The sequence below is a fragment of the Phaeodactylibacter sp. genome (assembly GCF_022763345.1).
Lineage (GTDB): Bacteria > Bacteroidota > Bacteroidia > Chitinophagales > Saprospiraceae > Phaeodactylibacter.
The window spans coordinates 1-24307 of record NZ_JALEGS010000003.1; the positions used below are offsets into that span (position 1 = coordinate 1).

The 24307-nt window shown below is 50.5% G+C and carries 30 protein-coding genes; 27 read left to right on the plus strand and 3 right to left on the minus strand.

Features of this window, described 5'->3' with window-relative positions:
* A partial coding sequence (locus MRY86_RS00090; protein WP_293570933.1) for a hypothetical protein occupies positions 1 to 4206 on the minus strand: 4206 nt, incomplete at its 3' end.
* Positions 4207 to 4242: 36 nt separating this feature from the next.
* Entirely contained in the window at positions 4243 to 4521 is a 279-nt protein-coding gene (locus MRY86_RS00095) for a hypothetical protein (RefSeq protein ID WP_293568518.1), read from the minus strand.
* Between the two features lie 225 nt (positions 4522 to 4746).
* Here MRY86_RS00095 and treS point away from each other — a divergent pair, with 225 nt between their 5' ends.
* The 5 genes from treS (at position 4747) to MRY86_RS00120 (ending at position 10420) form a co-directional block, all read left to right on the plus strand.
* On the plus strand, positions 4747 to 8103 hold the full coding sequence (gene treS, locus MRY86_RS00100; RefSeq protein WP_293568516.1) for a maltose alpha-D-glucosyltransferase: 3357 nt from the start codon (positions 4747 to 4749) through the stop codon (positions 8101 to 8103).
* 2 nt (positions 8104 to 8105) lie between these two features.
* The gene (locus MRY86_RS00105; RefSeq protein ID WP_293568513.1) at positions 8106 to 8486 is read left to right on the plus strand and encodes a DUF1801 domain-containing protein; all 381 of its coding nucleotides are present in this window, start codon (positions 8106 to 8108) and stop codon (positions 8484 to 8486) included.
* A gap of 71 nt (positions 8487 to 8557) precedes the next feature.
* Complete coding sequence (locus tag MRY86_RS00110; RefSeq protein WP_293568511.1) at positions 8558 to 9010, plus strand: energy transducer TonB; 453 nt, start codon at positions 8558 to 8560, stop codon at positions 9008 to 9010.
* Positions 9011 to 9046: 36 nt separating this feature from the next.
* On the plus strand, positions 9047 to 9490 hold the full coding sequence (locus MRY86_RS00115; protein ID WP_293568509.1) for an energy transducer TonB: 444 nt from the start codon (positions 9047 to 9049) through the stop codon (positions 9488 to 9490).
* Positions 9491 to 9526: 36 nt separating this feature from the next.
* A complete protein-coding gene (locus MRY86_RS00120; RefSeq protein ID WP_293568506.1) occupies positions 9527 to 10420 on the plus strand; it encodes an energy transducer TonB in 894 nt (297 codons plus the stop codon).
* 6 nt (positions 10421 to 10426) lie between these two features.
* Here MRY86_RS00120 and MRY86_RS00125 read toward each other — a convergent pair whose 3' ends face one another.
* Entirely contained in the window at positions 10427 to 11176 is a 750-nt protein-coding gene (locus MRY86_RS00125; RefSeq protein WP_293568504.1) for an acyl-ACP thioesterase domain-containing protein, read from the minus strand.
* A gap of 394 nt (positions 11177 to 11570) precedes the next feature.
* Between MRY86_RS00125 and rpsL the strand changes: the two genes are divergently transcribed.
* From rpsL to rpsE, 22 genes are all read left to right on the plus strand, one after another.
* Positions 11571 to 11945 carry a 30S ribosomal protein S12 gene (gene rpsL, locus MRY86_RS00130; RefSeq protein ID WP_044146964.1) on the plus strand — a complete coding sequence of 125 codons (375 nt, stop codon included), beginning with the start codon at positions 11571 to 11573 and terminating at the stop codon, positions 11943 to 11945.
* A gap of 40 nt (positions 11946 to 11985) precedes the next feature.
* Positions 11986 to 12453: a 30S ribosomal protein S7 gene (gene rpsG / locus MRY86_RS00135; RefSeq protein WP_293568502.1), complete on the plus strand. Its 468-nt coding sequence runs from the start codon at positions 11986 to 11988 to the stop codon at positions 12451 to 12453.
* Positions 12454 to 12504: 51 nt separating this feature from the next.
* Positions 12505 to 14643: an elongation factor G gene (gene fusA / locus MRY86_RS00140; RefSeq protein ID WP_293568500.1), complete on the plus strand. Its 2139-nt coding sequence runs from the start codon at positions 12505 to 12507 to the stop codon at positions 14641 to 14643.
* Positions 14644 to 14722: 79 nt separating this feature from the next.
* Positions 14723 to 15031, plus strand: coding sequence for a 30S ribosomal protein S10 (rpsJ, locus tag MRY86_RS00145; protein WP_293568498.1), 309 nt, complete (start codon positions 14723 to 14725; stop codon positions 15029 to 15031).
* 188 nt (positions 15032 to 15219) lie between these two features.
* Positions 15220 to 15843, plus strand: coding sequence for a 50S ribosomal protein L3 (rplC, locus tag MRY86_RS00150; protein WP_293568496.1), 624 nt, complete (start codon positions 15220 to 15222; stop codon positions 15841 to 15843).
* A gap of 73 nt (positions 15844 to 15916) precedes the next feature.
* A complete protein-coding gene (gene rplD / locus MRY86_RS00155) occupies positions 15917 to 16546 on the plus strand; it encodes a 50S ribosomal protein L4 (RefSeq protein WP_293568494.1) in 630 nt (209 codons plus the stop codon).
* Positions 16547 to 16594: 48 nt separating this feature from the next.
* On the plus strand, positions 16595 to 16891 hold the full coding sequence (gene rplW / locus MRY86_RS00160; RefSeq protein WP_044146969.1) for a 50S ribosomal protein L23: 297 nt from the start codon (positions 16595 to 16597) through the stop codon (positions 16889 to 16891).
* A 147-nt stretch (positions 16892 to 17038) separates the two neighbouring features.
* Entirely contained in the window at positions 17039 to 17875 is an 837-nt protein-coding gene (gene rplB / locus MRY86_RS00165) for a 50S ribosomal protein L2 (RefSeq protein ID WP_044146970.1), read from the plus strand.
* 78 nt (positions 17876 to 17953) lie between these two features.
* Positions 17954 to 18223, plus strand: coding sequence for a 30S ribosomal protein S19 (gene rpsS / locus MRY86_RS00170; RefSeq protein ID WP_044146971.1), 270 nt, complete (start codon positions 17954 to 17956; stop codon positions 18221 to 18223).
* 43 nt (positions 18224 to 18266) lie between these two features.
* Positions 18267 to 18677: a 50S ribosomal protein L22 gene (rplV, locus tag MRY86_RS00175; protein WP_293568485.1), complete on the plus strand. Its 411-nt coding sequence runs from the start codon at positions 18267 to 18269 to the stop codon at positions 18675 to 18677.
* Between the two features lie 28 nt (positions 18678 to 18705).
* Positions 18706 to 19446, plus strand: coding sequence for a 30S ribosomal protein S3 (gene rpsC / locus MRY86_RS00180; RefSeq protein WP_293568482.1), 741 nt, complete (start codon positions 18706 to 18708; stop codon positions 19444 to 19446).
* A 98-nt stretch (positions 19447 to 19544) separates the two neighbouring features.
* Entirely contained in the window at positions 19545 to 19964 is a 420-nt protein-coding gene (gene rplP / locus MRY86_RS00185; RefSeq protein ID WP_293568479.1) for a 50S ribosomal protein L16, read from the plus strand.
* Between the two features lie 35 nt (positions 19965 to 19999).
* Positions 20000 to 20263 carry a 50S ribosomal protein L29 gene (gene rpmC / locus MRY86_RS00190; RefSeq protein ID WP_293568476.1) on the plus strand — a complete coding sequence of 88 codons (264 nt, stop codon included), beginning with the start codon at positions 20000 to 20002 and terminating at the stop codon, positions 20261 to 20263.
* Between the two features lie 34 nt (positions 20264 to 20297).
* Entirely contained in the window at positions 20298 to 20555 is a 258-nt protein-coding gene (gene rpsQ / locus MRY86_RS00195) for a 30S ribosomal protein S17 (protein ID WP_044146973.1), read from the plus strand.
* A 75-nt stretch (positions 20556 to 20630) separates the two neighbouring features.
* On the plus strand, positions 20631 to 20999 hold the full coding sequence (gene rplN, locus MRY86_RS00200; RefSeq protein ID WP_044146974.1) for a 50S ribosomal protein L14: 369 nt from the start codon (positions 20631 to 20633) through the stop codon (positions 20997 to 20999).
* Between the two features lie 35 nt (positions 21000 to 21034).
* Positions 21035 to 21388: a 50S ribosomal protein L24 gene (rplX, locus tag MRY86_RS00205; RefSeq protein ID WP_044221830.1), complete on the plus strand. Its 354-nt coding sequence runs from the start codon at positions 21035 to 21037 to the stop codon at positions 21386 to 21388.
* Positions 21388 to 21945 (plus strand): 50S ribosomal protein L5, encoded by a 558-nt coding sequence (gene rplE, locus MRY86_RS00210; RefSeq protein WP_293568468.1) that lies wholly within the window; start codon positions 21388 to 21390, stop codon positions 21943 to 21945. The genes rplX and rplE overlap by 1 nt, the downstream gene beginning before the upstream one ends.
* A 28-nt stretch (positions 21946 to 21973) precedes the next feature.
* Complete coding sequence (rpsN, locus tag MRY86_RS00215; protein ID WP_282784277.1) at positions 21974 to 22243, plus strand: 30S ribosomal protein S14; 270 nt, start codon at positions 21974 to 21976, stop codon at positions 22241 to 22243.
* 78 nt (positions 22244 to 22321) lie between these two features.
* Entirely contained in the window at positions 22322 to 22729 is a 408-nt protein-coding gene (gene rpsH / locus MRY86_RS00220) for a 30S ribosomal protein S8 (protein ID WP_044221839.1), read from the plus strand.
* Between the two features lie 42 nt (positions 22730 to 22771).
* Complete coding sequence (rplF, locus tag MRY86_RS00225) at positions 22772 to 23326, plus strand: 50S ribosomal protein L6 (RefSeq protein WP_293568463.1); 555 nt, start codon at positions 22772 to 22774, stop codon at positions 23324 to 23326.
* Between the two features lie 84 nt (positions 23327 to 23410).
* On the plus strand, positions 23411 to 23764 hold the full coding sequence (gene rplR / locus MRY86_RS00230) for a 50S ribosomal protein L18 (RefSeq protein WP_293568460.1): 354 nt from the start codon (positions 23411 to 23413) through the stop codon (positions 23762 to 23764).
* 21 nt (positions 23765 to 23785) lie between these two features.
* Positions 23786 to 24304 (plus strand): 30S ribosomal protein S5, encoded by a 519-nt coding sequence (rpsE, locus tag MRY86_RS00235; RefSeq protein WP_293568457.1) that lies wholly within the window; start codon positions 23786 to 23788, stop codon positions 24302 to 24304.
* Positions 24305 to 24307 lie beyond the last annotated feature (3 nt).

Below are 24307 nucleotides of genomic sequence, written 5' to 3' on the forward strand. Positions count from 1 at the left end.
ACAGCCAAACTGATTGACCAGGACCTGTGTGGCAGATCCGGTATCCGCCGGGTTGCAGCTGCTTTCCACCAGGAAAAGGGAATCGGAAGGCAGCAAGCTAGTTGCCGTTATCACAATAGAGTCGCAGCCTTCCTGCCCGGTGAGGTTTTGTATCACAGTGCCGGTGTCCAAAGGGCTGCAGGACTGTAAATCGAAAATCGTGGTGTCGGCTTCGCAAACCACGCTGCACGGGCCAGGAGGTACAACTAAGAGTGTGGTACTACAACCTGGATTAAGCTGGTCCGTGATGGTAAGGCTGAAGCTGCCCTGGCTGATAAGAAAGGGGCCCAGGTCGACATCCTGATTGAAACTGCCGGTTACCGGCCCCAGAGGCGTTTGGGCGGTCCATCCTGCAGCCCCAACGGGGTTGATCACCTGTATGGTGGCCTGAAAGAAGTCATCTTCCGGCACGCCTGTAGGTATGCAGGTTGTTTGCGTCACGAAGGCGTTGATGGCACAGGCATCCGAGCAGGTGCCGGGGTCGCTCAGCTGTACGGTGGTAGTACAGTTGCTGTCGGAGGCATCAGTCAGGGTGAGGGTGACAGGACCGCTGCCCGCACTGCCCGGCAAAAGGGAAAAGCTGGCAAGGCTGCCAAACGTGCCGGTAGAGGGCTGTACGGCCTGCCCGGGCGCTGAAATGGTATAACTGCCAGCGGTGCTAACGCCATCTGCCAGAATGGAAAAGGTAATCAGGTCATCCGTGGGGTCCCCCGGCGTGCCGTTGTCCGCACACTGCACATTGGAAACAGCCGCGGAAGTGATCAGGCAGGCATCGCAGGGGTTGTCGAGGCTCACCGTTTGAGAACAGGTGGGGTCATTGCTGTCGGTAATGGTCAGGGTGAAGTTGTTCTGGGAGAGGTTGTTCGGCAAAAAGGAAAAGGGGCTAACCTGCCCGTAATTACCGTTTGTGCCTGCGGTGAGTACTCCTCCGGGGGCGTTGACTTGGTAGTTGGTCCCAGTCCCTGTGCCATTCACCAGCAGTTCAAAGTCAATAACGCCATTATCGCAAATTGGAGTGATGACGGTTGGTGTGTTTAGGTTGCAGGGTTCCACCGAGCAGGGGGCTGGGTTGTCTATGGTAAACTCTAAAAAGCAGTCAGGATGATCTATATCGCTCAGGATCAGGGTAATGGTAGGCCCTGCATTCGCCGCACCCAGCAGCTGGAAGGCCGTTATCACTCCTAGGTTGCCGAACCCAGGCGTCACAGTGACATCAGGCGAAGAAAGATTGTACCCAATGGGGCTGAGTGCGACCCCAATAGGGAAGAGCTCCAGCAGCACGAAATCGTCGCCAGGATTACCGGGGGTACCGGCGTCATCGCAGGTTACACTTATCACACCGGGGTCGGTGAAGGCGCAGGTTGTATTGGAACAAGTGCCTGGGTCGGGCAGCGTAACTACGATAGAGCAACTTGGATCATCGCTATCCGTAATTGTCAGGGTGATAGGGCCGCTGCCGGCAGTACCAGGGCTGGTCAGAAACGTAGCTGCACTTCCGTAGGCGGCCGTGTTGGGCGTGACCGTGCCGCTTGACGCCGTCACGGAGTAGCTGCCCCCGGTGTTTTGTCCGGAGGGGTTAAGGGTGAACTGTATGATATCATCGGACGGGTCACTGGGCGTACCGCTGTCATTGCAGGTTGTATTAGAAAGATTAGCTGAGTTCAGATTGCAAGGGTCAGAGCAAGTCGGTGGAGCATCTACAGAAAAGGTGTTTGTGCAGGCGGGATCATCTCCATCCGTAATGGTAATGTCTATTGGACCTCCGCTAATGGGATAAGGGCCAAAGAGGGTCGAGATATTATAATTGCCGGAAGTGTTGTTAATGTCGTTGGCGGTCCAGCTGCTTCCGATGCCCGTGCCCGAAATGGTCCCATTGAAGGAGAAGGTGTCGTCGCTGGGGTCATTGGGCGTTCCGTTGTCGCTGCATGTAGGGGCAGAAGTCAGAGTAACCTCTATATCACACGGTGGTTGACTTGAACAGGTAGGTGGCGGGTCAACGACAACGCTCACTGTACAATTAGGGTCTAGTTGGTCGGTAAAGGTCACCGTAAAGGGGCCATTGTTAATAAAAGCAAAGCCGAAGCCTGGGGCGTCTCCATAATTGCCAACCGGCTGTCCGCCATTCGGATAGGTCGCCAGCCAGCCACCATTATTTCCGGGGTTTTCGATTAAGATGGTACCCTGGAATAAGTCATCAGAAGGATCGCTGGGTGTATTATTGTCAAAGCAGGAGGTCGAGATTAAGGTCGCCTCAATGTTGCACGGAAGGGTGGAGCAGGAAGACGGGAAAATACTGATAACTTCGGCCGTGCAGCTCGGATCATTGGTGTCAACGATCGTTAAAGTGGTTAGCTGCCCGTTGGTGCTGCTGATAGACAGCTCAAAGGTGGTAAAGATGCCATAGGGTTGCGGACCAGCAGGTGTAATACTACCCACAGATGATACCAGGTTATAGGTTCCGGATAAATTTGTGCCTTCAGGCTGCAATTCTATTATAAAAACATCGTCGTCAGGATTAGAAGTGCCCTGGTCGTCGCAATTGATTAAGGTGTTTATCAGGGCGCCGGTTAGGTTGCAGGGCGGAGGAGTAGAACAGGGGGCCGGTGGGACAATGGTCACGGATATAGTCGTACAACTGGGGTCATCATTATCCGTAACGACTACCGGGAAGCCACCTCCGGAAATAGGGTAGGGCCCCATAGTGGTCACCACGTTATAGTCACCGGTGGTCCCCAAAGGATCATTGGCGGTCCAGCCATTAGGGCTGGTCCCGTCTCCGACGACTTGCAAAATGAAGGTAAAGGTGTCATCATTCGGATCGTTGGGGGTGCCATTATCACTACAAGTGACGTTGCCAATTTGGGCGTAGTTGATGTCACATGGGGGCGCTGTCGAGCAGGGCGGGGGCAAATTGATAATCGTGTTCGTGAAGCAATTGGGGTCGTCATTGTCCGTAACGATAACGCTAATACCAGCGGGTGGGCCAATACCAGTGAGCGTAAAAATAGTTTCGCTCCCATAATTGCCTCCCGGAGGGCTTACCGTGCCGCCGCTGACAGAAACGGTATACCCGCTGCCCAGGCCCGAACCCACTGGGTTCAAAGGGAAAGTGTAAAAGTCATCACTGGGGTCAGTGGGCGTGCCGTTGTCGTTGCAAGTGGTAAAACCCAGGCCCGGATTGGTTAAATCGCAGTCCGGTACCGTCGGGCAGGGCGCAGGATTCGGAATAGTAAATGTGATGCTACAATTGGGATCATTGCTGTCAGTTAGGGTTAGGGTGATATCAGCCCCTGCCTGAGCAGCACCAAAGAGATTTTGGACAGAAGGGGTGCCGTAGGTTCCAAAGCCTGGCGATGCAGAAACAAAAGGAGAGGTTACAATGTAGGTTCCATTCAGGCCTGTACCAGTTGGATTGAGTTCTACTACGGCGTAGTCATCGCCGGGAGAAGTAGGAGAGTTGAAATCATTACAGGTTATAGAACCAATACCAGGATCTGTAATGTTGCAACTGGCTTGTGATGCACAGGGGTTTTCAATGGTATAAGTGGTGCTGCAATTAGGGTTGTTTGCGTCGGTAATCGTAAAGGTAAGGTCCTGCCCGCTATTGCTTGGAAAGGGGCCCACGGTTTGACTGATGCCAAAAATACCGCTGTCGTTATCCGGGCTGGTAGATACCCAGTTGCCGGAATTCCCACCGTTGCTGACTACAATATTCTGGAAGAAAGTATCGTCGCTGAGGTCGCCGGGTGTGCCGCCATCGTTGCAAATTACAGCGCCACCAATGACATCCAAATCACAAACTGGAGTCGAGCAGGGCGCAGGAGGGGATATTTGTACCTGGACGGTTTCACAACTGGGGTCATCTACGTCCTGAACACTAAAATTGAACGGGCCATCGGCAATGAGGTAGGGCCCAATGGTGACAAACTGGTCGTAAGGCCCTGTACTCGAGAGCGGATCGGACCCGACCCACCCATTGCTTCCAAAGCCCGAACCAATAACCCGTACCTGGGTCGTAAAAGTATCATCACTGGGGTCGTTAGGGGTGCCGTTGTCGTCGCAGACAATCACCCCGTTGAAAAAGAAGGTGATGCTGCAAGGGGTCTGAGCTGCCACAAAGAATGTAGAGGCCGAGAAACAAAACAGTAGGGGAAGGATCTTTTTCATATTTCATCAATGGAGTTCAGGTATAGTGGGATCAACCTACAACAGGACAATCAATGAATACAAAGGTTTATTAATACCCTGCTTCACAGGGCCCTGGGCAACAATAATGCCATCTGGTGACGAGGCATTTAAACAGTTGCCCGGCCCTGATCCCTGCACATTAAGGTGAAACACTACCTGCCCAAACCCAAATGGGAAACATTGAACATTGGAAAGTACAACATCTGAAATATTACCTTTTCCGATAAGCCTTGCCGGAGGAAATAAGTTGATCAAAAAAAGTGAATACAGCAGTAATAGGTGATTGGGACGCATTGGACTGTGGGTTTATTGGTTTCTCCAAAATTGAGACAAGACAATCCCAATTAAGTTTGTCGCTATTTGGACATGAACTTTAGAAAACCCTGCAAATCTTTTTCTGACGACTTTAGTGCCTCTGGCGGAGGAATTTTCAAGGCACCGTTGGCAGTACTCATTTTTTTTCCTTTCTTTAGTAAGCGTAACCGCAACTTTCAAAACGAGCCTGAACCAACCACCGGTATGACCCAAAACAGCAACCGCTTCTGGTACAAAGACAGTATTATCTACGCCCTGCCCCTGCATGCCTTCTATGACAGCAGCGGCAGCGGCATTGGCGATATTAATGGTCTGATCGAAAAACTGGATTACCTCGAAGATCTGGGGGTCAATTGTATCTCTCTGCTGCCATTCTATGAGTCCCCTTTGAAGGACGATGGCTACGATGTCTCCGACTTCAAAAGCGTACACCCCAATTACGGTAACCTTGATGACTTCGAACGCTTCCTCGAAGAAGCGCACAAACGTGGGCTGGAAGTCATTATCGATCTGATCATGAACCACACGTCTACCGAACACGAGTGGTTTCAGCGGGCCCGTCAGGCACCTAAAGGCTCGCCGGAGCGCGACTTCTACATCTGGAGCGATACGCCGGAGCCTTACCCAGAAGCTGGTATCATTTTCAGCGATTATGAAACCTCTAACTGGGAATGGGATAACGTCGCTAAAGCCTATTACTGGCACCGTTTTTACAGCCATCAGGCTGATCTCAACTACGAGAATGAGCAGGTAAGGGAAGAGATGCGCAGCGTCATTGACTTCTGGTACAACCTGGGTGTGAATGGCGTTCGGCTGACCTCGATTATGTTCCTGTTTAGGGAAGAGGGGACCAACTGCGAAAACCTGCCTCAGGTCCACGAATACCTCCGGGAGCTGCGCAGCTATGTGGAACGCAAGCATCCGGGCAAAATCCTAATCGCAGAAACCAACCTTTGGCCGGAGGAGGCTGCTGAATACTACGGAGAGGGCGACGAGTGCCACATGAACTATCACTTTCCGCTGATGCCGCGCCTGTACATGGCCCTGCAAACGGAAGACCGTTATCCCATCATTGACATTCTGGAGCAGACGCCCTCCATACCGGAAAACAGCCAATGGGCGCTTTTCCTGCGCAACCACGACGACCTCATGCTTTCTATGGTGACGGAGGAGGAGCGCGATTATTTATATAAGGTGTTCGCGCAAGATCACGGCGCAAAGATCAATCAGGGGATCCGCCGCCGCCTTGCACCACTTTTGCTCAACGACCGCCGCAAAATAGAACTGCTCAACAGCCTCTTGTTCAGCCTGCCCGGCACGCCCGTCATCTACTACGGGGATGAAATTGGCATGGGCGACAATATTTACCTGGGCGACCGCAACGGCGTACGCACTCCTATGCAGTGGAATTCGGACCGCAATGCCGGCTTTTCCGCCGCCAACCCGCAAAAGCTTTTCCTGCCCGTCATCCGCGACCCGTTGTACCGCTACGAGGCCATCAATGTGGAGATTCAGAATCGCAATTCTTCCTCACTGCTGTGGTGGATGAAGAACATCATCAGTATGCGGAAGCGCCTGAAAGCGTTTAGCCATGGTTCCATTGAATTCCTGGACTCTATGAATGGCAAAGTCTTGTCCTTTGTCCGGTCTCACGAAGGCGAAAGCATTCTGGTCGTGGCCAACCTGTCTAAGTTTAGCCAATCTGTTGAATTGGACCTGGAGCGGTTTGAAGGGGTCCGGCCGGTGGAAATTTTCAGTCAGAATAAGTTCTTCGAAATAGGGGAGGAGCCCTACAAATTCACCATAGGCCCCTACGGCTATTTCTGGTTTCTGATGGAGCAGTCGGAGGAGGCGGATGAATTGCCGAAAGAGCGTGCTGTCCCTGAGGTCGTCTCCGAAGTGGCATGGAGCGATTTTTTTGAAAATTATACGACCAAGCGCCGTTTTGAGAAGAAAGTGCTGCCGGGGTATCTGCAGTCCTGCCGCTGGTTTGGCGGAAAGTCCAAGAAAATCGTTTCCCTGGAAGTCAGCCATTTCCCAAAAATAGAAGTGGAAGAGACGGCGGCTTATTTTCTGAGTATTCGCGTGCGCTATACCGATGGGCTTCCGGAAACGTACTTCCTGCCCCTGACCTTCCTGTGCAGTGCGGAGGAAATGGTGCATTTTTTGAAGAATGAACCCCAAAGCGTGGTCTCCTACTGTAAAACCCCGCAGCGGGAAGGGATCCTGATCGATGCCATTTACCACGAAGCTTTTCGGAATGAGATCTTCTGGCGCATCAAGACCAACTCGAGTATCAACGTAAAAGGCGGGCAGTTGTCTTTCGAGTCCGGAAAAATCCTGGACGAACTGCATGTGGAGCGGGAAGATGTCAGCTCAGAGGTGCTCCGGGCAGAACAATCCAATACTTCCGTCATCTACAACAGCCAGTTTTTCTTCAAAATCTACCGGAAGCTCGATACGGATATTAACCCGGACCTCGAGGTGGTGCGCTACCTCTCAGAACAGACTGCTTTTGAAAATTCGCCACGCTATGGTGGGGGCGTGCAGTTTCAGGATACAGTGGAGCAGACCTTCACTATTCTCGGTTTGCTGCAAAATAAGATCCCCAATCAGGGCGAGGCCTGGACCATGATGCTGGAAGCGCTCAACCGCTACTACGAAAAGGTACTGGCTAAGGTGGAAAGGGACAATCCGGCTCCTCCACTGGTAAAAGCCGACCGGTTCTACTTTGAAGACACGCCCGAGCGCCTGCAACGCCTCATCGGCAGTGTGATTTACGAGCGGGCAGCCCTGCTGGGTAAGCGTACCGCTGAGATGCACATTGCCCTGGCCTCTGAAACCACCGAGGCTGATTTTGAGCCCGAGCGTTTTTCCCAGCACTATCAGCGGTCCATCTATTCTCAGCACCGCAAATTGGTCAATGAAAAACTGACTGCCCTGGAGCGCCGCCTCCCTTCCCTGCCGGAGCATATTGCCACAGAGGCACACCGCATACTGGAGATCAAGGACGAAATCATGGACTGCTTCAGCCAGATATACGCCCGGAAGATTGAGGCCACCAAGACCCGCGTGCACGGTGATTACCACCTGGGGCAGGTGCTTTTTAACGGGCGCGATTTCTTCATCATCGACTTTGAAGGGGAGCCCATGTACTCTATTAGCGAGCGCCGCCTCAAGCGCACGCCTTTTAAGGATGTGGCAGGCATGATCCGTTCGCTCCACTACGCTGCTTACGGGCAGTTGGTGCTCAACCAAAACTACCGCAAAGCCGATATGCCTCAGCTGGAAGAGTGGGCCAATCAGTGGTTCCATTATGTCAGCCAGTACTTCCTGACGGCGTATCTGGATACGGCGCAGGGGCATAGTTTTGTGCCGGAAGACAAGGAAGCAATGGAGCTGCTGCTGCGGACGTACATTCTGGAAAAAGCCATTTATGAAGTCGGTTACGAAATGAATGCCCGGCCGGAATGGCTGCGGATACCTATCCGTGGGGTGCTTTATGCAATGGAAGGTTACACCGGGCCCAATACGCCGGCCGTGGAGGAGAAACCTGCTTAAGCATGGATGCGGTTGAAGCCTACATTCTGGACCTGGAGCAGCCGCAGCGCAGCATTCTGGAGTACCTGCACCAACTGCTCATATCGCATCCGGAAGTAACCTGCCAGATCCGGTATAAGATCCCATTCTACAGTCGGAAAAAGTGGGTGTGCTATACCAATCCCCGGGACGGGGGTATCGAGCTGGCTTTCATTCAGGGCGCTGAGTTGTCCAATGAGCAAGGGCTGCTGCAGGCCCGCGGGCGGAAGATGGTAACCGGCGTCGTGTTCCAATCGGTGGGCGAGATTCCCGAGGCTGCCCTGCTGGAGGTCATTCAGGAAGCCTTGCTGCTGGATGAGGTGGCACCCTACAACGGGCCGAAGCGGAAAAAACGCAAAAGGTGAGGTAAAGTTATCGAGAAAGTTGTACATTGTAGACGCATTCTAATAATGCCATTCACCAAACCTCTGTAGCCATGTTCATCAAAGCCCTTTCTGTATTAGCCCTCATATTTACATGCAATGCCCTATCCGCACAGGCTCTGGAAACGGAGCGCACTGCTGAGTCAGCAACGAAGATCGTAGATGAAATGCCCCGCTTTTACAGCTACGAGTGTGAAAGTATAATGAATGAGGGTAAGCGTAAACAATGCGCCGATAAGGCGATGCTGGAAGTCGTCTATAAAAACATCACTTACCCGCCCAATGCAAAAAAGGATGGTATAGAAGGGACTGTAGTCATCAGCTTTACGATTGATATGGATGGTATGACCTCTGATTTCAAGGTTACCAGGAGTATACGAGAAGACCTGGATCAGGAAGCACTTAGGGTGGTTAGAGATAAATTAGTGGAATGGGAGCCTGGAAAACAAAAAGGGATGCCCGTAAATACTCAGTTTAACATGCCGGTGCGCTTCCGGCTGAAATAAAGAAATTCTGAATTCTCATCATCATAAAATTATACTATGAAAACCCCGTTTTTATTCGCGCTCCTGTGCTTTACGCTGTACTCTTTTTCTTTAAATGCGCAATCAGAATCTCCCTTAGAAGATGCCTATGAGGGTAAAGAAATGCCCCGTTTCTACCATTCACCATGCGAAGCCATGGAGGATGAGGAAGAGCGGCAGAAATGTGCCGATAAGGCGATGCTGGAATTGGTATATAAAAACATTTACTATCCTGCCGGAGCAAAGAATGATGAAATAGAAGGGACGGTTGTAATTAGTTTTATGATTGACGCCGAGGGCACGCCCTCTGATTATAAGGTGAGCCGAAGCGTCCGGGCAGATGTTGACGAGGTCGCCCTGAATGTGGTAAAGGAGCACCTGACGAAATGGGTGCCCGCTAAGGAGGAAGGGATTCCAATCTTTTCTCCTTTTCACATGCCGGTGCGTTTCCGGCTGAAATAAAGAAATTCTAAATCCTCTTCATCGTAAAATTATAATATGAAAACCCCGTTTTTATTCGCGCTCCTATGCTTTATCCTATGCGCTGTTTCTTTATCTGCCCAGCTGGAATCCGGTTGTGACCTAGTCTTTCAAGTGGGTGCCCCTACGCCCGTTGCCCAAGGCTGTGAGAACAAGGTGCCTCGTACTCTTCAGATAGAGTGTACAAAATCTGCTATTAAGGATCATATTGAGAACCGCCTGGTCATGCCACTTGCGTTGAAGAATAGGCGTGGAGAAATAATCAGTAAATCCTGTAACTTCAGTTTTGTAATTGATAAGGAAGGCAAAGTCGCCTCTGTTAGGCAGAAGGATTGTGATAACTTTTGGTTGCATGCGGTAAAGCAAGCTTCTGATGGATTTCCAGTACTTACACCTGGAGGATACAACGGTGAAAAGCAATGTGTAGCACTCGATATTGGCATCAGTTTCCGAGAAACGGTCTTTAGCGATCTGGTGCTGGCTTCTTTTACTGACGAGCTAGGTAATTCTATTTTTTCTTTTCCGAAAAAAGAGGAGTACGAAGCTATATTCAAGGTAGTAGAAGACATGCCTCGGTTTTATTCAGCTGATTGTGAGGAATTGCCTACAAAAGCGGAACGAAAGGCATGTGCAGCAAAAGCCATGCGGGAGGTGATTTACTCAAATTTGAGGTATCCTGAGGAAGCCAGAAAGTTAGGAATTGAAGAAACGGTAGTAGTTCAGTTCCGGATTCAGAAAACAGGGGAATTAACCCACGCCAAGGTCGTCCGGGCGCCAAGAGAGGATTTAAGCGAAGAAGCTCTGCGATTGGTTGAGGAGCACTTCACTGCTCCATGGGTACCAGGAAAACAACGAGGGCGTCCAGTGCCCGTTCAATTTAACTTACCGATCAAATTTGAGCTAAATAAATAAGGCCAACTATTGCCACCGCGTATAAGCATTCGCCAGCACCTTCCCATCCGCCGGGCGAAAGATGCGGTGGCAGTAGACGCCCGCTTCAATTTCCTGAACCTCTGATTGGAGCGCATCCGCCAGTTGCCCTTCAGCCCGGTATTCGATATCCAGGAAAGTCAATTGGCGCTCTGCAAGTACAGCAGCGGGCACAGGGTCCAGCATCCACTGTATGTATAAGGTATTATTAAGGTGTTGATTGAAGTCGAGATCATGCCAGTGCACTGTGTAGTCTTCCTGAAAGTCTGGAGCCTCTAGTTTTTTCAGTTGTCCGGAAATGCGGGGCAGGCACTGCTCCCGGGGCGGCATCCGCTCGTTAAATGCCAGTACAAAGTCAGGGGGATTGGCCATACGCCGGGTTCGGGTATCCATGAGCAGCCAGGTCGAGGCAGATTGGGCGATAGGCTCGCCTTCCTGTGTTTCCACCCAAAAGTCACGAAGCGCGAAAGCCCGGAGAAACCCTGCCGGGTAGGTGTGGATACGGATGGGCTCATTCAGGTCCGGCAGGCGCTTTACCTCCATTTGCTGCCGGGTAAGCACCCAGGAAATATGATGGGGCTCCAGGTCCCAGTAGGACATACCGATCTGAATCACATTCTGCAAGGCCGCCTCCTGCATGAGGCGGGAAAGCGCAGGAACCGTCATGCGTTGCTGCGCATCAATCTCGTAAGCCCGAACCAGATAGTTTTGCGTGTAAAGCAAGTCGGTATCCACCATGTTTTTTTGCGCTAATATAGGAAGCATCGGTTGAAGTCAATGAGACGCGTGCCTAACTACTTCGCTTTCAGCAGCAAGCCGGTAGGGGGTTAGCATTTTTTTCGAAAATTTCAGGAAAAAGGCAGGGGCGTGCTTCCTTTCGGCCACTGTTGGGCCGGACGGCCAAAAATTCGGAAAAAGTGGCAAGAGAGGCAATAAAAATAGGATGACGCAGGACCGTCCCCCACCTTATGGAATGAAACGGAGCTAAAAGAACTATTATCAGGCAATTATTTTAAAACCCCCTTTTGGATTTCCCTGAAAAAGATATACCTTTGCAATCGCTTTTCGAGCAAGGTATGTTAACCTCTGCCGATTAGGTATTGTTAAATACAACTCAAACTTAATTAGGATTATGCCTACAATCAATCAACTTGTACGCAAGGGCAGAAAGAAAATTGTGGCCAAGAGCAAGTCTCGCGCTTTGGACGGATGTCCACAAAAGCGTGGGGTATGTACGCGTGTTTATACAACAACGCCTAAGAAGCCGAACTCGGCCTTGCGTAAGGTTGCTAAGGTCCGCCTGACGAACGGCATTGAAGTGATCTGCTATATCCCTGGTGAAGGGCACAACCTGCAGGAGCACTCCATTGTACTGGTGCGCGGCGGTCGTGTTAAAGACCTTCCCGGTGTACGTTATACTATCGTACGCGGCGCACTCGATACAGCGGGTGTTGAAGGCCGTCTTCAGGCACGCTCGCGCTACGGTGCCAAGCGTCCAAAGAAGTAATTATGTTTCAACATATTTGCGAAACCTCTAATTCAGAGTAATGAGAAAAAGAAAGCCAAAGTTAAGAATCATCCAGCCGGACCCGCGTTACAAGGATCCGATGGTGACCCAGTTCGTCAACAATATGATGCTGCAAGGCAAAAAAGGAACTGCCTTCCAGATTTTCTATGACGCAATGGACCTGATGAAAGAGCGTACGGATCAAGATGAGCACGCTCTTTGGAAGAAGGCGCTGAATAACGCAATGCCTCAGGTGGAGGTACGCAGCCGCCGTATCGGTGGTGCAACCTTCCAAATCCCTACTGAAATCCCTGCCAAGCGTAAGATTGCGATCGGTATGAAGTGGTTGATTAAGTTCGCCCGTCAGCGGAGCGGTAAGGGAATGGCAGAAAAGCTGGCTGCTGAGTTGCTCGCAGCAAGCAAAGGAGAAGGAGCTGCTGTTAAGCGTAAAGAAGATACGCACCGGATGGCAGAGTCTAACCGTGCGTTCGCCCACTTCCGCGTATAATCCTTCTTAATCCTTTTTCAATAATTCAAAAATCCCTTTCGAGGAGTAGTCATGGCACAAAAAGATCTTAAGTACACTAGAAATATTGGTATTGCCGCGCATATCGATGCCGGTAAGACGACTACTACCGAGCGTGTCCTTTTCTACACCGGCCTTAGCCACAAAATTGGCGAGGTGCACGATGGTGCAGCTACCATGGACTGGATGGAGCAGGAGCAGGAGCGTGGTATCACCATTACTTCCGCTGCAACGAAAACATCCTGGAAGTGGAAAGAGCAGGATTATGTCGTCAACATCATTGATACACCGGGCCACGTTGACTTTACCGTTGAGGTAGAGCGTTCCCTGCGTGTACTGGATGGTGTGGTCGCTCTGTTCTGCGCGGTATCTGGTGTGGAGCCTCAGTCTGAAACCGTTTGGCGTCAGGCTAACCGCTACAAAGTACCACGCATTGGTTTCGTCAACAAAATGGACCGTTCTGGTGCAGACTTCTTCAACGTAGTTAATGACGTGAAGGAGAAACTGGGTGCCAACGCAGTGCCGCTGCAGGTGCCAATCGGTGCTGAAGAAACCTTCAAAGGGGTTGTTGACCTGATCACCAACGAAGCACGTATCTGGAATGACGACGACATGGGGATGACCTATGAAGTAGTTCCAATTCCTGAAGAATTGAAGGATACCGTGAGTGAATATCGTGGTAATCTGCTCGAAGCCGTAGCGGAATATGACGAGGAGCTCTTGGAGAAATTCTTCGAGGATGAAAGCAGCATTTCTGCTGAGGAAATTCGCGCGGCTATCCGTGCAGCGGTGATCGATATGAGCATCATCCCTATGATGTGCGGTTCTGCCTTTAAGAACAAAGGTGTACAGGCCGTATTGGATGCCGTTTGTGCATTCATGCCATCTCCGGTTGATGTGGAAGCCATCACAGGTACTAACCCGGACACAGAAGCAGAAGAGTCCCGTAAGCCGGACGTTAACGAGCCATTTTCTGCTCTGGCATTCAAGATTGCAACCGACCCATTCGTAGGTCGCCTGGCATTCTTCCGTGCTTACTCCGGCCGCCTCGATGCAGGCTCATATGTACTGAATACCCGCTCTGGAAAGAAAGAACGGATCTCCCGTCTTTACCAGATGCACTCTAATAAGCAGAACCCGATTGACTTCGTTGAAGCAGGAGACATCGCTGCTGCGGTAGGTTTCAAAGACTTGCGCACCGGCGACACTATCTGTGACGAAAACGCACCAATCGTTCTGGAAAGTATGACTTTCCCTGAGCCTGTGATCGGTCTGGCGATCGAGCCTAAGTCTCAGAAAGATCTGGACAAGCTGGGTATGGCACTGGCAAAACTGTCAGAAGAGGACCCAACCTTCCGCGTTAACTACAATGAAGAAACGAACCAAACGGTCATCAGCGGTATGGGTGAGCTTCACCTGGAAATTATCGTGGACCGCCTGCGCCGTGAATTCAAGGTAGAAGTAAGCCAGGGTGCACCACAGGTAAACTACAAAGAGGCATTGACCAATACAGTAGATCACCGCGAGCGCCTCAAGAAGCAGTCCGGTGGTTCTGGTCTCTTCGCAGACATGCAGTTCGAAATTGGACCAGCCGACCAGGAATTCCTGGACAGCGAGGCGTTCAAGGACGGCAAAGAAAAGCTGCAGTTTGTTTGGGACATCGTCGGTGGCTCAATCGATAAGAACTATCAGAAGCCTATTAAGGACGGTTTCCTGCAAATGATGGACAACGGCATTCTGGCCGGCTACAACATCGACAGCATGAAGGTCCGTGTTTATGACGGTTCTATGCACGCAGTGGACTCTAAGCCAATTGCCTTCGAACTTTGTGCGAAGGAAGGCTTCCGCGAAGCAGCGCCTAAGACCAATCCGGTTATCCTTGAGCCAATCATGAAGCTCGAGATCGTAACGCCGGAAGAGTTTGTAGGTTCCGTAATCGGTGACCTCAACCGCCGTCGCGGCCTGCCAAAGGGACAAGAGCCACGCGCAGGTGGAGCAGTAAGCATCAAGGCTGATGCCCCGCTGTCTGAAATGTTTGGATATGTAACTTCTCTGCGTACGATCACTTCCGGTCGTGCCAACTCTACGATGGAGTTCTCGCACTACGCAGAAGCACCATCAGGAATCGCGAAGGAAATTATCGCCGGCGCGAAAGGAGAAGTTAACGCATAAACTTGTAAGCAGAGTTAAAACAAAGTGCAGCCCAAAGGGGCTGCACTAATATCATCACTTATTTAGCTGAATTGAAGGCATGAATCAGAAGATCAGAATCAAACTCCGCTCCTACGATCACAACCTGGTAGATAAGTCTACAGAAAAGATCGTAAAGACGGTGAGGAACAGTGGCGCCGTAGTTACTGGACCGATTCCGCTGCCCACGAAGAGAAAAATCTTTACCGTGCTCCGTTCGCCGCACGTCAACAAGAAAGCTCGTGAGCAGTTCCAATTGCGTACCCACAAACGCCTCATCGAAATTTACACGCCCACCCAGAAGACAGTAGATGCCCTGTCCAAGCTGGAGCTGCCGAGTGGGGTTGACATTCAGGTTAAACTAACGTAAGAAAGTATCATCGACCCGTCTGAACAGGCGATTATTGATACTTACTGGAAAGACTGCTGGCAGAATAATGTCCGTTTATGGGCTTCTCTGCCTTGGTTTGAGGTTAGCAGATCGGTTAAATAGCTTAGGCTGTTTACCCTTCTGTCTGTATTAGCCTGTTATTGACGAGTTTTAAAAACCATGTACTGATGAACGGTATTATCGGTAAAAAAATAGGAATGACCAGCATCTTCGACGAGCTGGGCCGCAATATTGCTTGCACCGTCATTGAAGCGGGACCCTGTGTAATCACGCAGGTGAAGACCCCTGAGACTGACGGTTACAACGCTGTGCAGCTCGGTTTTGGCGAGGCAAAGGTCAAAAACACATCTCAAGCACTTCAAGGGCACTACGAAAAAGCCAAGACTGGTCCTAAACGGGACCTCGTAGAATTTCGCGATTTTGATGTCGTTGAGAAAGCCATTGGTGACCTGCTGAAAGTTGACGAAGTCTTCAAGGAAGGCGATCTGGTCAGCGCAGTTGGAACATCCAAAGGCAAAGGATTCCAGGGTGTCGTTAAGCGCCACGGATTCGCTGGTGTAAATGATGCGACCCACGGTCAGCACAACCGTCAGCGGGCACCGGGTTCTATCGGCGCTGCTTCTTATCCTGCTAAGGTTTTCAAAGGAATGCGTATGGCCGGCCGTACTGGCGGTGACCGCATTAAGGTGAAAAACCTGCGGGTAGTGAAGCTGTTCCCTGAGCAGAACCTTATCCTCGTGAAAGGCGCTGTGCCTGGTCACAAGGGATCAACGGTAATCATTGAAAAGTAATTCATTCGTGCGTCGTAACGCCAGCCTGTAGCCAAAGGCAACAGCGCCAGAGCGTGCTTAAACACACAAAGCAATGAAACTCGAAGTTTTAAATATCCAAGGTCAGCAGACCGGTCGCGAGATTGAGCTTCCGGAAGACGTTTTCGGTGTAGAACCGAACGAGCATGTCGTTTATCTGGCCGTAAAGCAATACCTGGCTGCTCAACGCCAGGGTACGCACAAAGCAAAAGAGCGTAATGAAATCGCTGGTTCTACGAAGAAGCTGAAGCGTCAGAAGGGTACAGGTACCGCACGTTTTGGTGATATCAAGAACCCGATCTTCCGAGGTGGTGGCCGTATTTTTGGCCCACGTCCCCGTAAGTACAACATTACCCTGAACAAGAAGGTGAAGCAGCTGGCCCGTAAGTCAGCCCTTTCTTCCAAGGCTAGTGCTGGTAAGATTTTCGTTATTGAAGACTTCTCTTTTGAGGCACCAAAGACCAAAGCATTCGCGGATATCCTCGCAGCGCTGAAGGTAGCAGATCAAAAGCCGGTTGTCGTAACTTCTGACTACGAGAAGGAAGTTTACCTCTCCAGCCGCAACCTGCCTAAGACTAAGGTGGTGCGTGCCAGCGACCTCAACACTTACGAAGTGATGAACGCCGGTGCCCTGATCCTGTCTGAAGGTGCAGTGGAGAAGATCACAGAAGCATTTGCTAACTAAGAGAAAGCGCTGTCCGAAAGGATACCCTTTCCATAACTATAAGTAACCATGGCAAAGACTATTTTGGTAAAGCCACTGATTACAGAAAAGTCGGAGATGCTCTCTGAGGATCGCGGCAAGTACACCTTCGTCGTCAATAAGGATTGCAACAAGATTGAAATCAAGAAGGCGGTTGAAGACATGTACCAGGTAACAGTGGAAAGTGTCAATACAATGATTATGCCAGCGAAAGCGAAGAGCCGCTCTACGCGTTCCGGCATTCTTTCAGGCCATAAGCCTGCATACAAAAAGGCGGTCGTTACCCTCTCTGAGGGCGAAGAGATTGATTTCTTCGGCGACATCTAATTTTATCATAGTCCAGGGGCAAAGCCTCGGGCGGTATCAGCTGCTACTCAAGGTGCGGTAGGACGGTTCATCTGTTCATCCGTGGAACCGCGCTGGCAGGCTAATTTACCGTCAGGCATGTATCTCTGGAGCTGAAAAACAGAAATAATGGGTATTAAAAAACACAAGCCGGCAAGTCCTGGTACCCGCTTCCTGATGACGAACACGTTTGCGGAAGTGACGACGGATAAGCCAGAAAAAAGCTTGCTTGCTCCGATGAAGAGCAAGGGCGGTCGTAACAATCAGGGCCGCATGACCTCCCGCTACCGTGGTGGTGGGCACAAGCGCCGTTACCGTATCATCGACTTTAAGCGCGACAAGGACGGTATGAAGGCTACAGTAAAGACGATTGAGTACGATCCAAACCGGAGTGCCTACATCGCATTGCTGGAGTACACCGATGGTGAGAAGCGTTACATTATCGCGCCTAACGGGCTACAGGTCGGTTCCGAAGTTGTTTCCGGCGAATCTGCTGCGCCAGTAACGGGCAATACGCTTTACCTCAAGGACATTCCTCTGGGTTCCACCATTCACGCGATCGAACTCCGCCCCAGCCATGGTGCCGCTATGGCACGCTCAGCAGGTACTTATTGTACACTGATGGGCCGCGAGGGTAAGTACGCTGTTGTTAAGCTTCCTTCCGGAGAAGTTCGCCGTGTATTGTCTTCCTGTAAGGCAACAATCGGCACGACTTCCAACCCTGACCACAACCTCACGATTGATGGTAAGGCAGGTCGGAGCCGCTGGAAAGGCCGCCGCCCACGTACCCGTGGTGTAGCGATGAACCCTGTCGATCACCCAATGGGTGGTGGTGAAGGCCGTGCTTCAGGTGGTCACCCACGCTCCCGCAACGGTCAGCCTGCAAAAGGCAAGAAGACGCGGAAGCCTAAGAAGCACTCCAACAAGCTCATTATTACTAAACGTAAATCTGGCAAGCGCCGCTAAACGGGCATGGATCAGGCGGTGCAGTGATTGCGCCGCCTGATCTTCGCCTGAAGCGTCTGCTCATAAATAAATCAGACAATGGCAAGATCGATCAAAAAAGGGCCTTACATTTTCCATAAGCTGATGGATAAGGTAGAGAAGTCCAAAGAATCAAAGAAGAAAAAGGTCATCAAAACTTGGTCCCGCTCTTCTATGATCTACCCTGAAATGGTAGGGGAGACGATCGCAGTACATAACGGTAAGACCTTCGTGCCCGTGTTTGTTACTGAGAACATGGTAGGTCACAAGCTGGGTGAGTTTTCACCTACCCGGACTTTCAAAGGCCACACAGGAAACCGTAAGAAGTAAACTTTAAAGTTGCCCGTTTACAGGCAGCGCAAAATTAAGAATAATGGAAGCAGTAGCTAAACTCAAAAGTGTTCCGATGTCAGCCCGCAAGATGCGGCTGGTCGTGGACCTGATTCGCGGTAAAAACGTGGAGGATGCACTGGATATCCTTCGCTTTACCAAGAAGGAGGCCGCTGTATGGCTTGATAAGCTCGTACTTTCCGCGATTGCCAACTGGGAGGACAAACAGGGCGGCATGGAAAATGCGGACGACTACGATCTTTATATTAAAACCATTTATGCCGACGATGGCACGATGCTGAAGCGATTCCAGCCAGCACCTCATGGCCGTGCACACCGTATCCGCAAGCGTACCTGCCACGTTACTTTGGTGGTAGAGAACGCCACTGCACTGAATAATGGTGCCGATGCCGTTGAGGTCGAGGAAGTGGAAGACGCAGCAGTAGAAGAATAAGCTTTAATAAAATTGTAATACCATAGATATGGGTCAGAAGACAAATCCAATTGGTAATCGCCTGGGCATCATTCGCGGTTGGGAATCCAACTGGTTTGGCGGTCGTGACTACGCTGATAAAGTTGTAGAGGACGAAAAAATCCGTACGTACCTCCAAGCTCGTGTTGCCAAAGGCGGAATTGCCCGAATCATTATCGAACGTACGCTGAAGCGTATCACGGTTACCATTCATACCTCTCGCCCGGGTATCATTATTGGTAAAGGTGGTTCTGAGGTGGACCGTATCCGCGAAGAGCTCAAGAAGCTGACCGGTAAGGACGTTCAGATCAACATCATTGAGATACGTAAGCCTGAGCTGGACGCTGCCATCGTTGCAGAATCAATCGCTAAGCAGCTCGAAGCGCGTATCAACTACCGCCGTGCCACCAAAATGGCAATTCAGTCGAGCATGCGTGCCGGTGCAGAGGGCATCAAGGTCCGTATTGCTGGCCGTTTGAACGGTTCTGATATGGCTCGCCGTGAGGAATTCAAAGAAGGTCGTACTCCGTTGCACACTTACCGTGCCAACATCGACTACGCTTTGAAGGAGGCACTGACTGTCTATGGTAAAATCGGTGTTAAAGTGTGGATTTGCAAGGGTGAAATCCTTGGCAAACCTGACCTTTCCCCACACGCTGGCGTTCAGGAGCGTGGTGGTAAGACCGGTGGCAATGACCGTCGTGGTGGCGGAGGTCGCCGTGGTGGTGGAAGAAATCAGCGCCGCCGTTAGAATAATTCAGAAAAACGCTGTACCTTTGCCGAGCTTTTCGGGAGCGCGGTCAGGTATGACCATTTTTAAGAGGTTTAGACGCTTAAATTTAGTGTAAGATGTTACAGCCAAAAAGAACGAAATATCGCAAGCAGCAGAAAGGCCGCAATAACGGGCTTTCTTACAAAGGTAGCCGCATCGATTTTGGCTCCTTCGGTCTGAAGACAATGGATGCCTCGCGCATTACCAACCGTCAGATTGAGGCTGCACGTATCGCGATGACTCGTTACATGAAGCGTGAAGGTAAAGTCTGGATCCGTATTTTCCCGGATAAGCCAATCACTGCAAAGCCGCAGGAAGTACGTATGGGTAAGGGTAAAGGTGCCCTTGACCATTGGGTAGCAGAGGTAAAGCCTGGCCGTGTGCTGTTTGAACTGGATGGCGTCCCTATGGACGTTGCTCAGGAAGCACTTCGCCTGGCAGCACAGAAGCTGCCTGTTCGGACCAAGTTTGTGGTTCGCCACGACTTCGCGGGATAATCCATTTTAAAAGGACTATTTAATTCGATTATATCATGGCAACAAAGAAATTCCTGGAGCTCCAGGATTATTCGGACGCAGACCTGCAGAGCGAACTGGACACTACTGTTGCTCAGTACCAGAAGCTAAAGTTTGACCACGCTATCCGCGGTCTGGACAATCCGCTCGTACTGCGTGAGGTGCGCCGGGACATCTCTCGGCTCAAGACGGAGGTTCGTCGCCGCGAGCTGGCTTCAGCAACTCCTGAAGCGATTGCCGAGCGTTCAAAAATTCGTGCCAGAAGACGGCGCAAGAAATAACTGATTTAGCAAAGGTTTCAAAGTACCGCATAAAATGGAAGAAAGAAATCTGAGAAAAACCCGTATTGGCGTGGTAGCCAGCAATAAGATGGACAAAACCATCAGTGTTTCTGTTCAGCGCCGGCTGCAGCACCCTATCTACGGTAAGTTCGTGAAGAAGAGCCGCAAATTTGTGGCCCACGACGAAAACAACGATTGCAATATTGGGGATAAGGTCCGTATCATGGAGACTCGTCCACTCAGCAAGCGCAAGCGTTGGCGGCTCGTAGAGATTATCGAGCGTGCGAAGTAAATTTTAATTGCCCTGGACAGGCCGCTAGTCATATAGATTATGCCTGCCAGTTGAAATTCTTTAAATTATACAACGATGATCCAGCAAGAGTCCAGGATGAGAGTTGCGGACAACAGCGGTGCCAAAGAGGTGCTCTGTATCCGTGTACTAGGCGGTTCTAAGCGTCGTTACGCCTCAATTGGTGACCAAATCGTAGTTTCCGTGAAGGAAGCAACACCAAGTGGCAATATCAAAAAAGGTACGGTTTCTAAGGCGGTTGTTGTACGCACCAAAAAAGAAATCCGCCGCCGTGACGGCTCCTATATCCGTTTTGATGATAATGCTGTTGTGCTTCTCAACGCAGCAGATGAGCCCCGGGGCACTCGTATCTTTGGCCCTGTTGCCCGTGAGCTGCGCGAGCGCGATTACATGCGTATCGTATCACTGGCACCTGAGGTACTTTAATCCAATTATTGAAAGCGATCATAAGTCGATATACCATGCAGAAAAAATCACATCAAGGCAAAAGGTTCGCACCTAAGCTGAAGATCAAGAAAGGCGACCGCGTCGTAGTGATTGCTGGTGCTCATAAGGACCGCGATACGGTTCGGGAAGTACTTGAAGTACTCCCTAAAGAGAACCGTGCTATCGTAGAAGATACGAATATGGTCAAGAAGCACACTCGCCCAACTCAGGACAACCCTGGTGGGATCAACGAGGTACCTGCGCCTATCCATATTTCCAACCTGATGCTGGTTGACCCTAAATCAGGTGAGCCTACCCGTGTGGGCCGAAAGGAAGAAAACGGCAAGTTGGTACGTTATTCTAAAAAATCCGGAGAAATTATTAAGTAATGAGCTACACTCCAAGACTGAAGAAAAAGTATCGGGAAGAAGTAGTACCTGCACTCATGGAGCAATTTCAGTACAGCTCTATTATGGAGGTGCCTCGCATCGTCAAAGTTAGCTTGAACCAAGGTGTTGGGGATGCTACTCAGGATAAAAAGCTGGTGGACAACGCGGTGGAAGAGATGACCATCATCGCTGGTCAGCGCGCTGTACCAACCAAAGCCCGTAAGTCCGTTTCTAACTTTAAGCTGCGGGACGGAATGCCAATTGGTGCCCGTGTTACCCTTCGTAACATCAAGATGTACGAATTCATGGACCGCCTCATCACTGTCGCATTGCCTCGTGTACGTGACTTCCGTGGTGTTAATGACAAGAGCTTTGACGGACGTGGGAACTATTCCATGGGTATTACAGAGCAAATCATCTTTCCTGAAATTTTGATGGACAAGGTGAACAAGATCACAGGTATGGACATCACCATCGTTACCACAGCCAAAACAGACGCTGAAGCGCTGGCACTGCTGAAATTGATGGGCATGCCATTCAAGAACCAACGCAACTAAGTAATTCAATCATAGCAATTTATTCATAATGGCTAAGAAATCAATCATCGCTCGCGAACGGAAAAGAGAAAAAATGGTGGCAAAGTATGCTGCCTTGCGTAAGCAGCTCAAGGAGGAAGGCCGCTGGGAAGAGCTCGATAAGCTCCCCCGCAACTCCAACCCGATCCGCCTGCACAACCGCTGTAAACTGACCGGCCGTCCAAAGGGCTACATGCGTCAGTTCGGGCTGTGCCGTGTGAAATTCCGTGAGATGGCGCTGGAGGGCAAAATCCCTGGCGTAACAAAAGCGAGCTGGTAACTTTATCGAAGTCAATCATAGTCGTCTGCAAGCCTGGAAAGCATTTGAGGTTTTGACGGCTTCTATAATCAGGATAAAATGGCAGTATCAGATCCAATAGCAGATTATCTTACGCGTATCCGCAATGCTCAGCAGGCGGGTCACCGTATCGTTGATATCCCTGCGTCCAAGCTAAAAAAGAGCATGACGGAGATCCTTTATAATCAAGGATTCATCCACAAGTATAAGTTCCAGGAAGAAGGCTTCAACGGACAAGGCTCTATCCGGATTGCACTGAAGTACGATCCTCGTACCAAGCAGCCGGTTATCCGTAAGCTGGGGCGAATCAGTACCTGCGGTCTCCGTAAGTATTCTAAAGCCGCTGATCTTCCAAGGATCATTAACGGATTAGGCGTTGCAATCGTGTCTACTTCCAAGGGAGTAATGACCGACAAGCAGGCCCGTGCCGAGAATGTAGGTGGAGAGGTGCTCTGCTACGTTTACTAAGCCACTTTCATCGTTGTTTGAAAGTTCCAAAATACAGTAAAAATGTCAAGGATAGGAAAAGCACCGATCAGTTTGCCAAGTGGCGTTGAGATTAACGTGAGCAAAGGTAACCTGGTAACGGTAAAAGGACCTAAAGGTGAGCTGACTCAGCAAATCGATCCGGAAATGGAGATCGCTGTTGAGGATGGCGAAATCAGTGTAAAGCGCCCAACGGAGCAAAAGCGCCACCGTGCAATGCATGGGCTGAGCCGCTCCCTGGTAGCTAATATGATAACCGGCGTTACCGATGGCTTCGTTAAGGAGCTGGAATTGGTCGGTGTGGGTTATCGTGCTACTAACACAGGACAACTGCTGGAGCTTACTATTGGTTACTCTCACCCCATCATGTTTGCACTTCCTGATGAAGTGAAAGTGACTACAGCGATGGAAAAAGGTAAGGCACCTGTTGTACGCCTGGAGTCCCATGACAAGCAGCTGCTTGGGGAAGTCGCCAACAAAATCCGGTCTTACCGTAAGCCTGAGCCATATAAAGGTAAGGGTATCCGCTTCGCTGGTGAAGAAGTCCGCCGCAAAGCTGGTAAGTCTGCTAGTAAGTAATCGAACATTCGTTCACTGTTTATCATATACGGATCTTGGGTTTGGAGTTCGTTCCTTACACTAAGGTCAAAAATCAAGTGAATCATGCAATTTTCAAAGCGTAATCGACGCAAGCGCATTCACTGGCGCATCCGGAACAAAATTACCGGCACGCCTGAGCGTCCACGTCTCAACATTTACCGTAGTAATAAATACATCTACGCACAGCTCATTGATGATATTCAGGGACATACCCTGGCTTCCGCAAGCTCACGTGAGGAAAGCGTAGCAAAAGACGCTAACAAGTCTGAGCAGTCTAAAGAGGTCGGTAAGCTTTTGGCAGAGCGTGCCAAAGCTGCTAATATTGACAGAGCTGTTTTTGACCGCGGCGGTTACCTGTACCATGGTCGTGTAAAGTCTCTCGCAGAGGGTGCACGCGAAGGTGGTCTGCAATTATAATCATCTACAACAACATAAGTAATGGCAAAGAGAAGTTCCAACAGGGTTAAGCCCGCTGAAACCGAACTGAAAGAAAAGCTGGTCAACCTCAACCGCGTTGCAAAAGTAACCAAAGGTGGTCGTACCTTCAGTTTTGCCGCTATCGTTGTCGTAGGCGATGGTAACGGCACAGTTGGTCATGGTTTGGGAAAGGCCCGTGATGTTTCTGAGGCAATTTCCAAAGCAGTCGATGACGCGAAGAAAAACCTCGTGCAGGTACCACTGCACAATGGCACGATTCCTCATGAGCAGAAAGGTAAGTACGGTGCTGGCCGTGTCCTGATCAAGCCTGCTGCTGATGGTACCGGTGTAATTGCCGGTGGCGCAATGCGTGCTGTATTGGAAATCGCAGGCGTACATAACGTACTGGCGAAGTCTATGGGCTCTCCTAACCCGCACAACGTGGTTAAGGCGACAATTGACGCACTGCAAAAGCTACGCAGCCCACTGACAATTGCCAAGCAGCGTAATATTTCAATGGAAAAACTTTTCAACGGATAAAAT

Excerpts from the sequence above, each read along its gene's own strand:
- rpsJ (WP_293568498.1), top strand. The coding sequence starts at position 14,723 with ATGAATCAGAAGATCAGAATCAAACTCCGCTCCTACGATCACAACCTG.
- rpsN (WP_282784277.1), top strand. The coding sequence starts at position 21,974 with ATGGCTAAGAAATCAATCATCGCTCGCGAACGGAAAAGAGAAAAAATG.
- rplP (WP_293568479.1), top strand. The coding sequence starts at position 19,545 with ATGTTACAGCCAAAAAGAACGAAATATCGCAAGCAGCAGAAAGGCCGC.
- rplR (WP_293568460.1), top strand. The coding sequence starts at position 23,411 with ATGCAATTTTCAAAGCGTAATCGACGCAAGCGCATTCACTGGCGCATC.
- rpsG (WP_293568502.1), top strand. The coding sequence starts at position 11,986 with ATGAGAAAAAGAAAGCCAAAGTTAAGAATCATCCAGCCGGACCCGCGT.
- rpsS (WP_044146971.1), top strand. The coding sequence starts at position 17,954 with ATGGCAAGATCGATCAAAAAAGGGCCTTACATTTTCCATAAGCTGATG.
- rplD (WP_293568494.1), top strand. The coding sequence starts at position 15,917 with ATGAAACTCGAAGTTTTAAATATCCAAGGTCAGCAGACCGGTCGCGAG.
- MRY86_RS00115 (WP_293568509.1), top strand. The coding sequence starts at position 9,047 with ATGAAAACCCCGTTTTTATTCGCGCTCCTGTGCTTTACGCTGTACTCT.
- rplV (WP_293568485.1), top strand. The coding sequence starts at position 18,267 with ATGGAAGCAGTAGCTAAACTCAAAAGTGTTCCGATGTCAGCCCGCAAG.
- rplF (WP_293568463.1), top strand. The coding sequence starts at position 22,772 with ATGTCAAGGATAGGAAAAGCACCGATCAGTTTGCCAAGTGGCGTTGAG.
- MRY86_RS00110 (WP_293568511.1), top strand. The coding sequence starts at position 8,558 with ATGTTCATCAAAGCCCTTTCTGTATTAGCCCTCATATTTACATGCAAT.
- fusA (WP_293568500.1), top strand. The coding sequence starts at position 12,505 with ATGGCACAAAAAGATCTTAAGTACACTAGAAATATTGGTATTGCCGCG.
- rpsQ (WP_044146973.1), top strand. The coding sequence starts at position 20,298 with ATGGAAGAAAGAAATCTGAGAAAAACCCGTATTGGCGTGGTAGCCAGC.
- rplN (WP_044146974.1), top strand. The coding sequence starts at position 20,631 with ATGATCCAGCAAGAGTCCAGGATGAGAGTTGCGGACAACAGCGGTGCC.
- rplE (WP_293568468.1), top strand. The coding sequence starts at position 21,388 with ATGAGCTACACTCCAAGACTGAAGAAAAAGTATCGGGAAGAAGTAGTA.
- MRY86_RS00125 (WP_293568504.1), bottom strand. The coding sequence starts at position 11,176 with ATGGTGGATACCGACTTGCTTTACACGCAAAACTATCTGGTTCGGGCT.
- rpsE (WP_293568457.1), top strand. The coding sequence starts at position 23,786 with ATGGCAAAGAGAAGTTCCAACAGGGTTAAGCCCGCTGAAACCGAACTG.
- rpmC (WP_293568476.1), top strand. The coding sequence starts at position 20,000 with ATGGCAACAAAGAAATTCCTGGAGCTCCAGGATTATTCGGACGCAGAC.
- rplC (WP_293568496.1), top strand. The coding sequence starts at position 15,220 with ATGAACGGTATTATCGGTAAAAAAATAGGAATGACCAGCATCTTCGAC.
- rpsC (WP_293568482.1), top strand. The coding sequence starts at position 18,706 with ATGGGTCAGAAGACAAATCCAATTGGTAATCGCCTGGGCATCATTCGC.
- rplW (WP_044146969.1), top strand. The coding sequence starts at position 16,595 with ATGGCAAAGACTATTTTGGTAAAGCCACTGATTACAGAAAAGTCGGAG.
- MRY86_RS00120 (WP_293568506.1), top strand. The coding sequence starts at position 9,527 with ATGAAAACCCCGTTTTTATTCGCGCTCCTATGCTTTATCCTATGCGCT.
- MRY86_RS00095 (WP_293568518.1), bottom strand. The coding sequence starts at position 4,521 with ATGCGTCCCAATCACCTATTACTGCTGTATTCACTTTTTTTGATCAAC.
- treS (WP_293568516.1), top strand. The coding sequence starts at position 4,747 with ATGACCCAAAACAGCAACCGCTTCTGGTACAAAGACAGTATTATCTAC.
- rplB (WP_044146970.1), top strand. The coding sequence starts at position 17,039 with ATGGGTATTAAAAAACACAAGCCGGCAAGTCCTGGTACCCGCTTCCTG.
- MRY86_RS00105 (WP_293568513.1), top strand. The coding sequence starts at position 8,106 with ATGGATGCGGTTGAAGCCTACATTCTGGACCTGGAGCAGCCGCAGCGC.
- rpsH (WP_044221839.1), top strand. The coding sequence starts at position 22,322 with ATGGCAGTATCAGATCCAATAGCAGATTATCTTACGCGTATCCGCAAT.
- rpsL (WP_044146964.1), top strand. The coding sequence starts at position 11,571 with ATGCCTACAATCAATCAACTTGTACGCAAGGGCAGAAAGAAAATTGTG.
- rplX (WP_044221830.1), top strand. The coding sequence starts at position 21,035 with ATGCAGAAAAAATCACATCAAGGCAAAAGGTTCGCACCTAAGCTGAAG.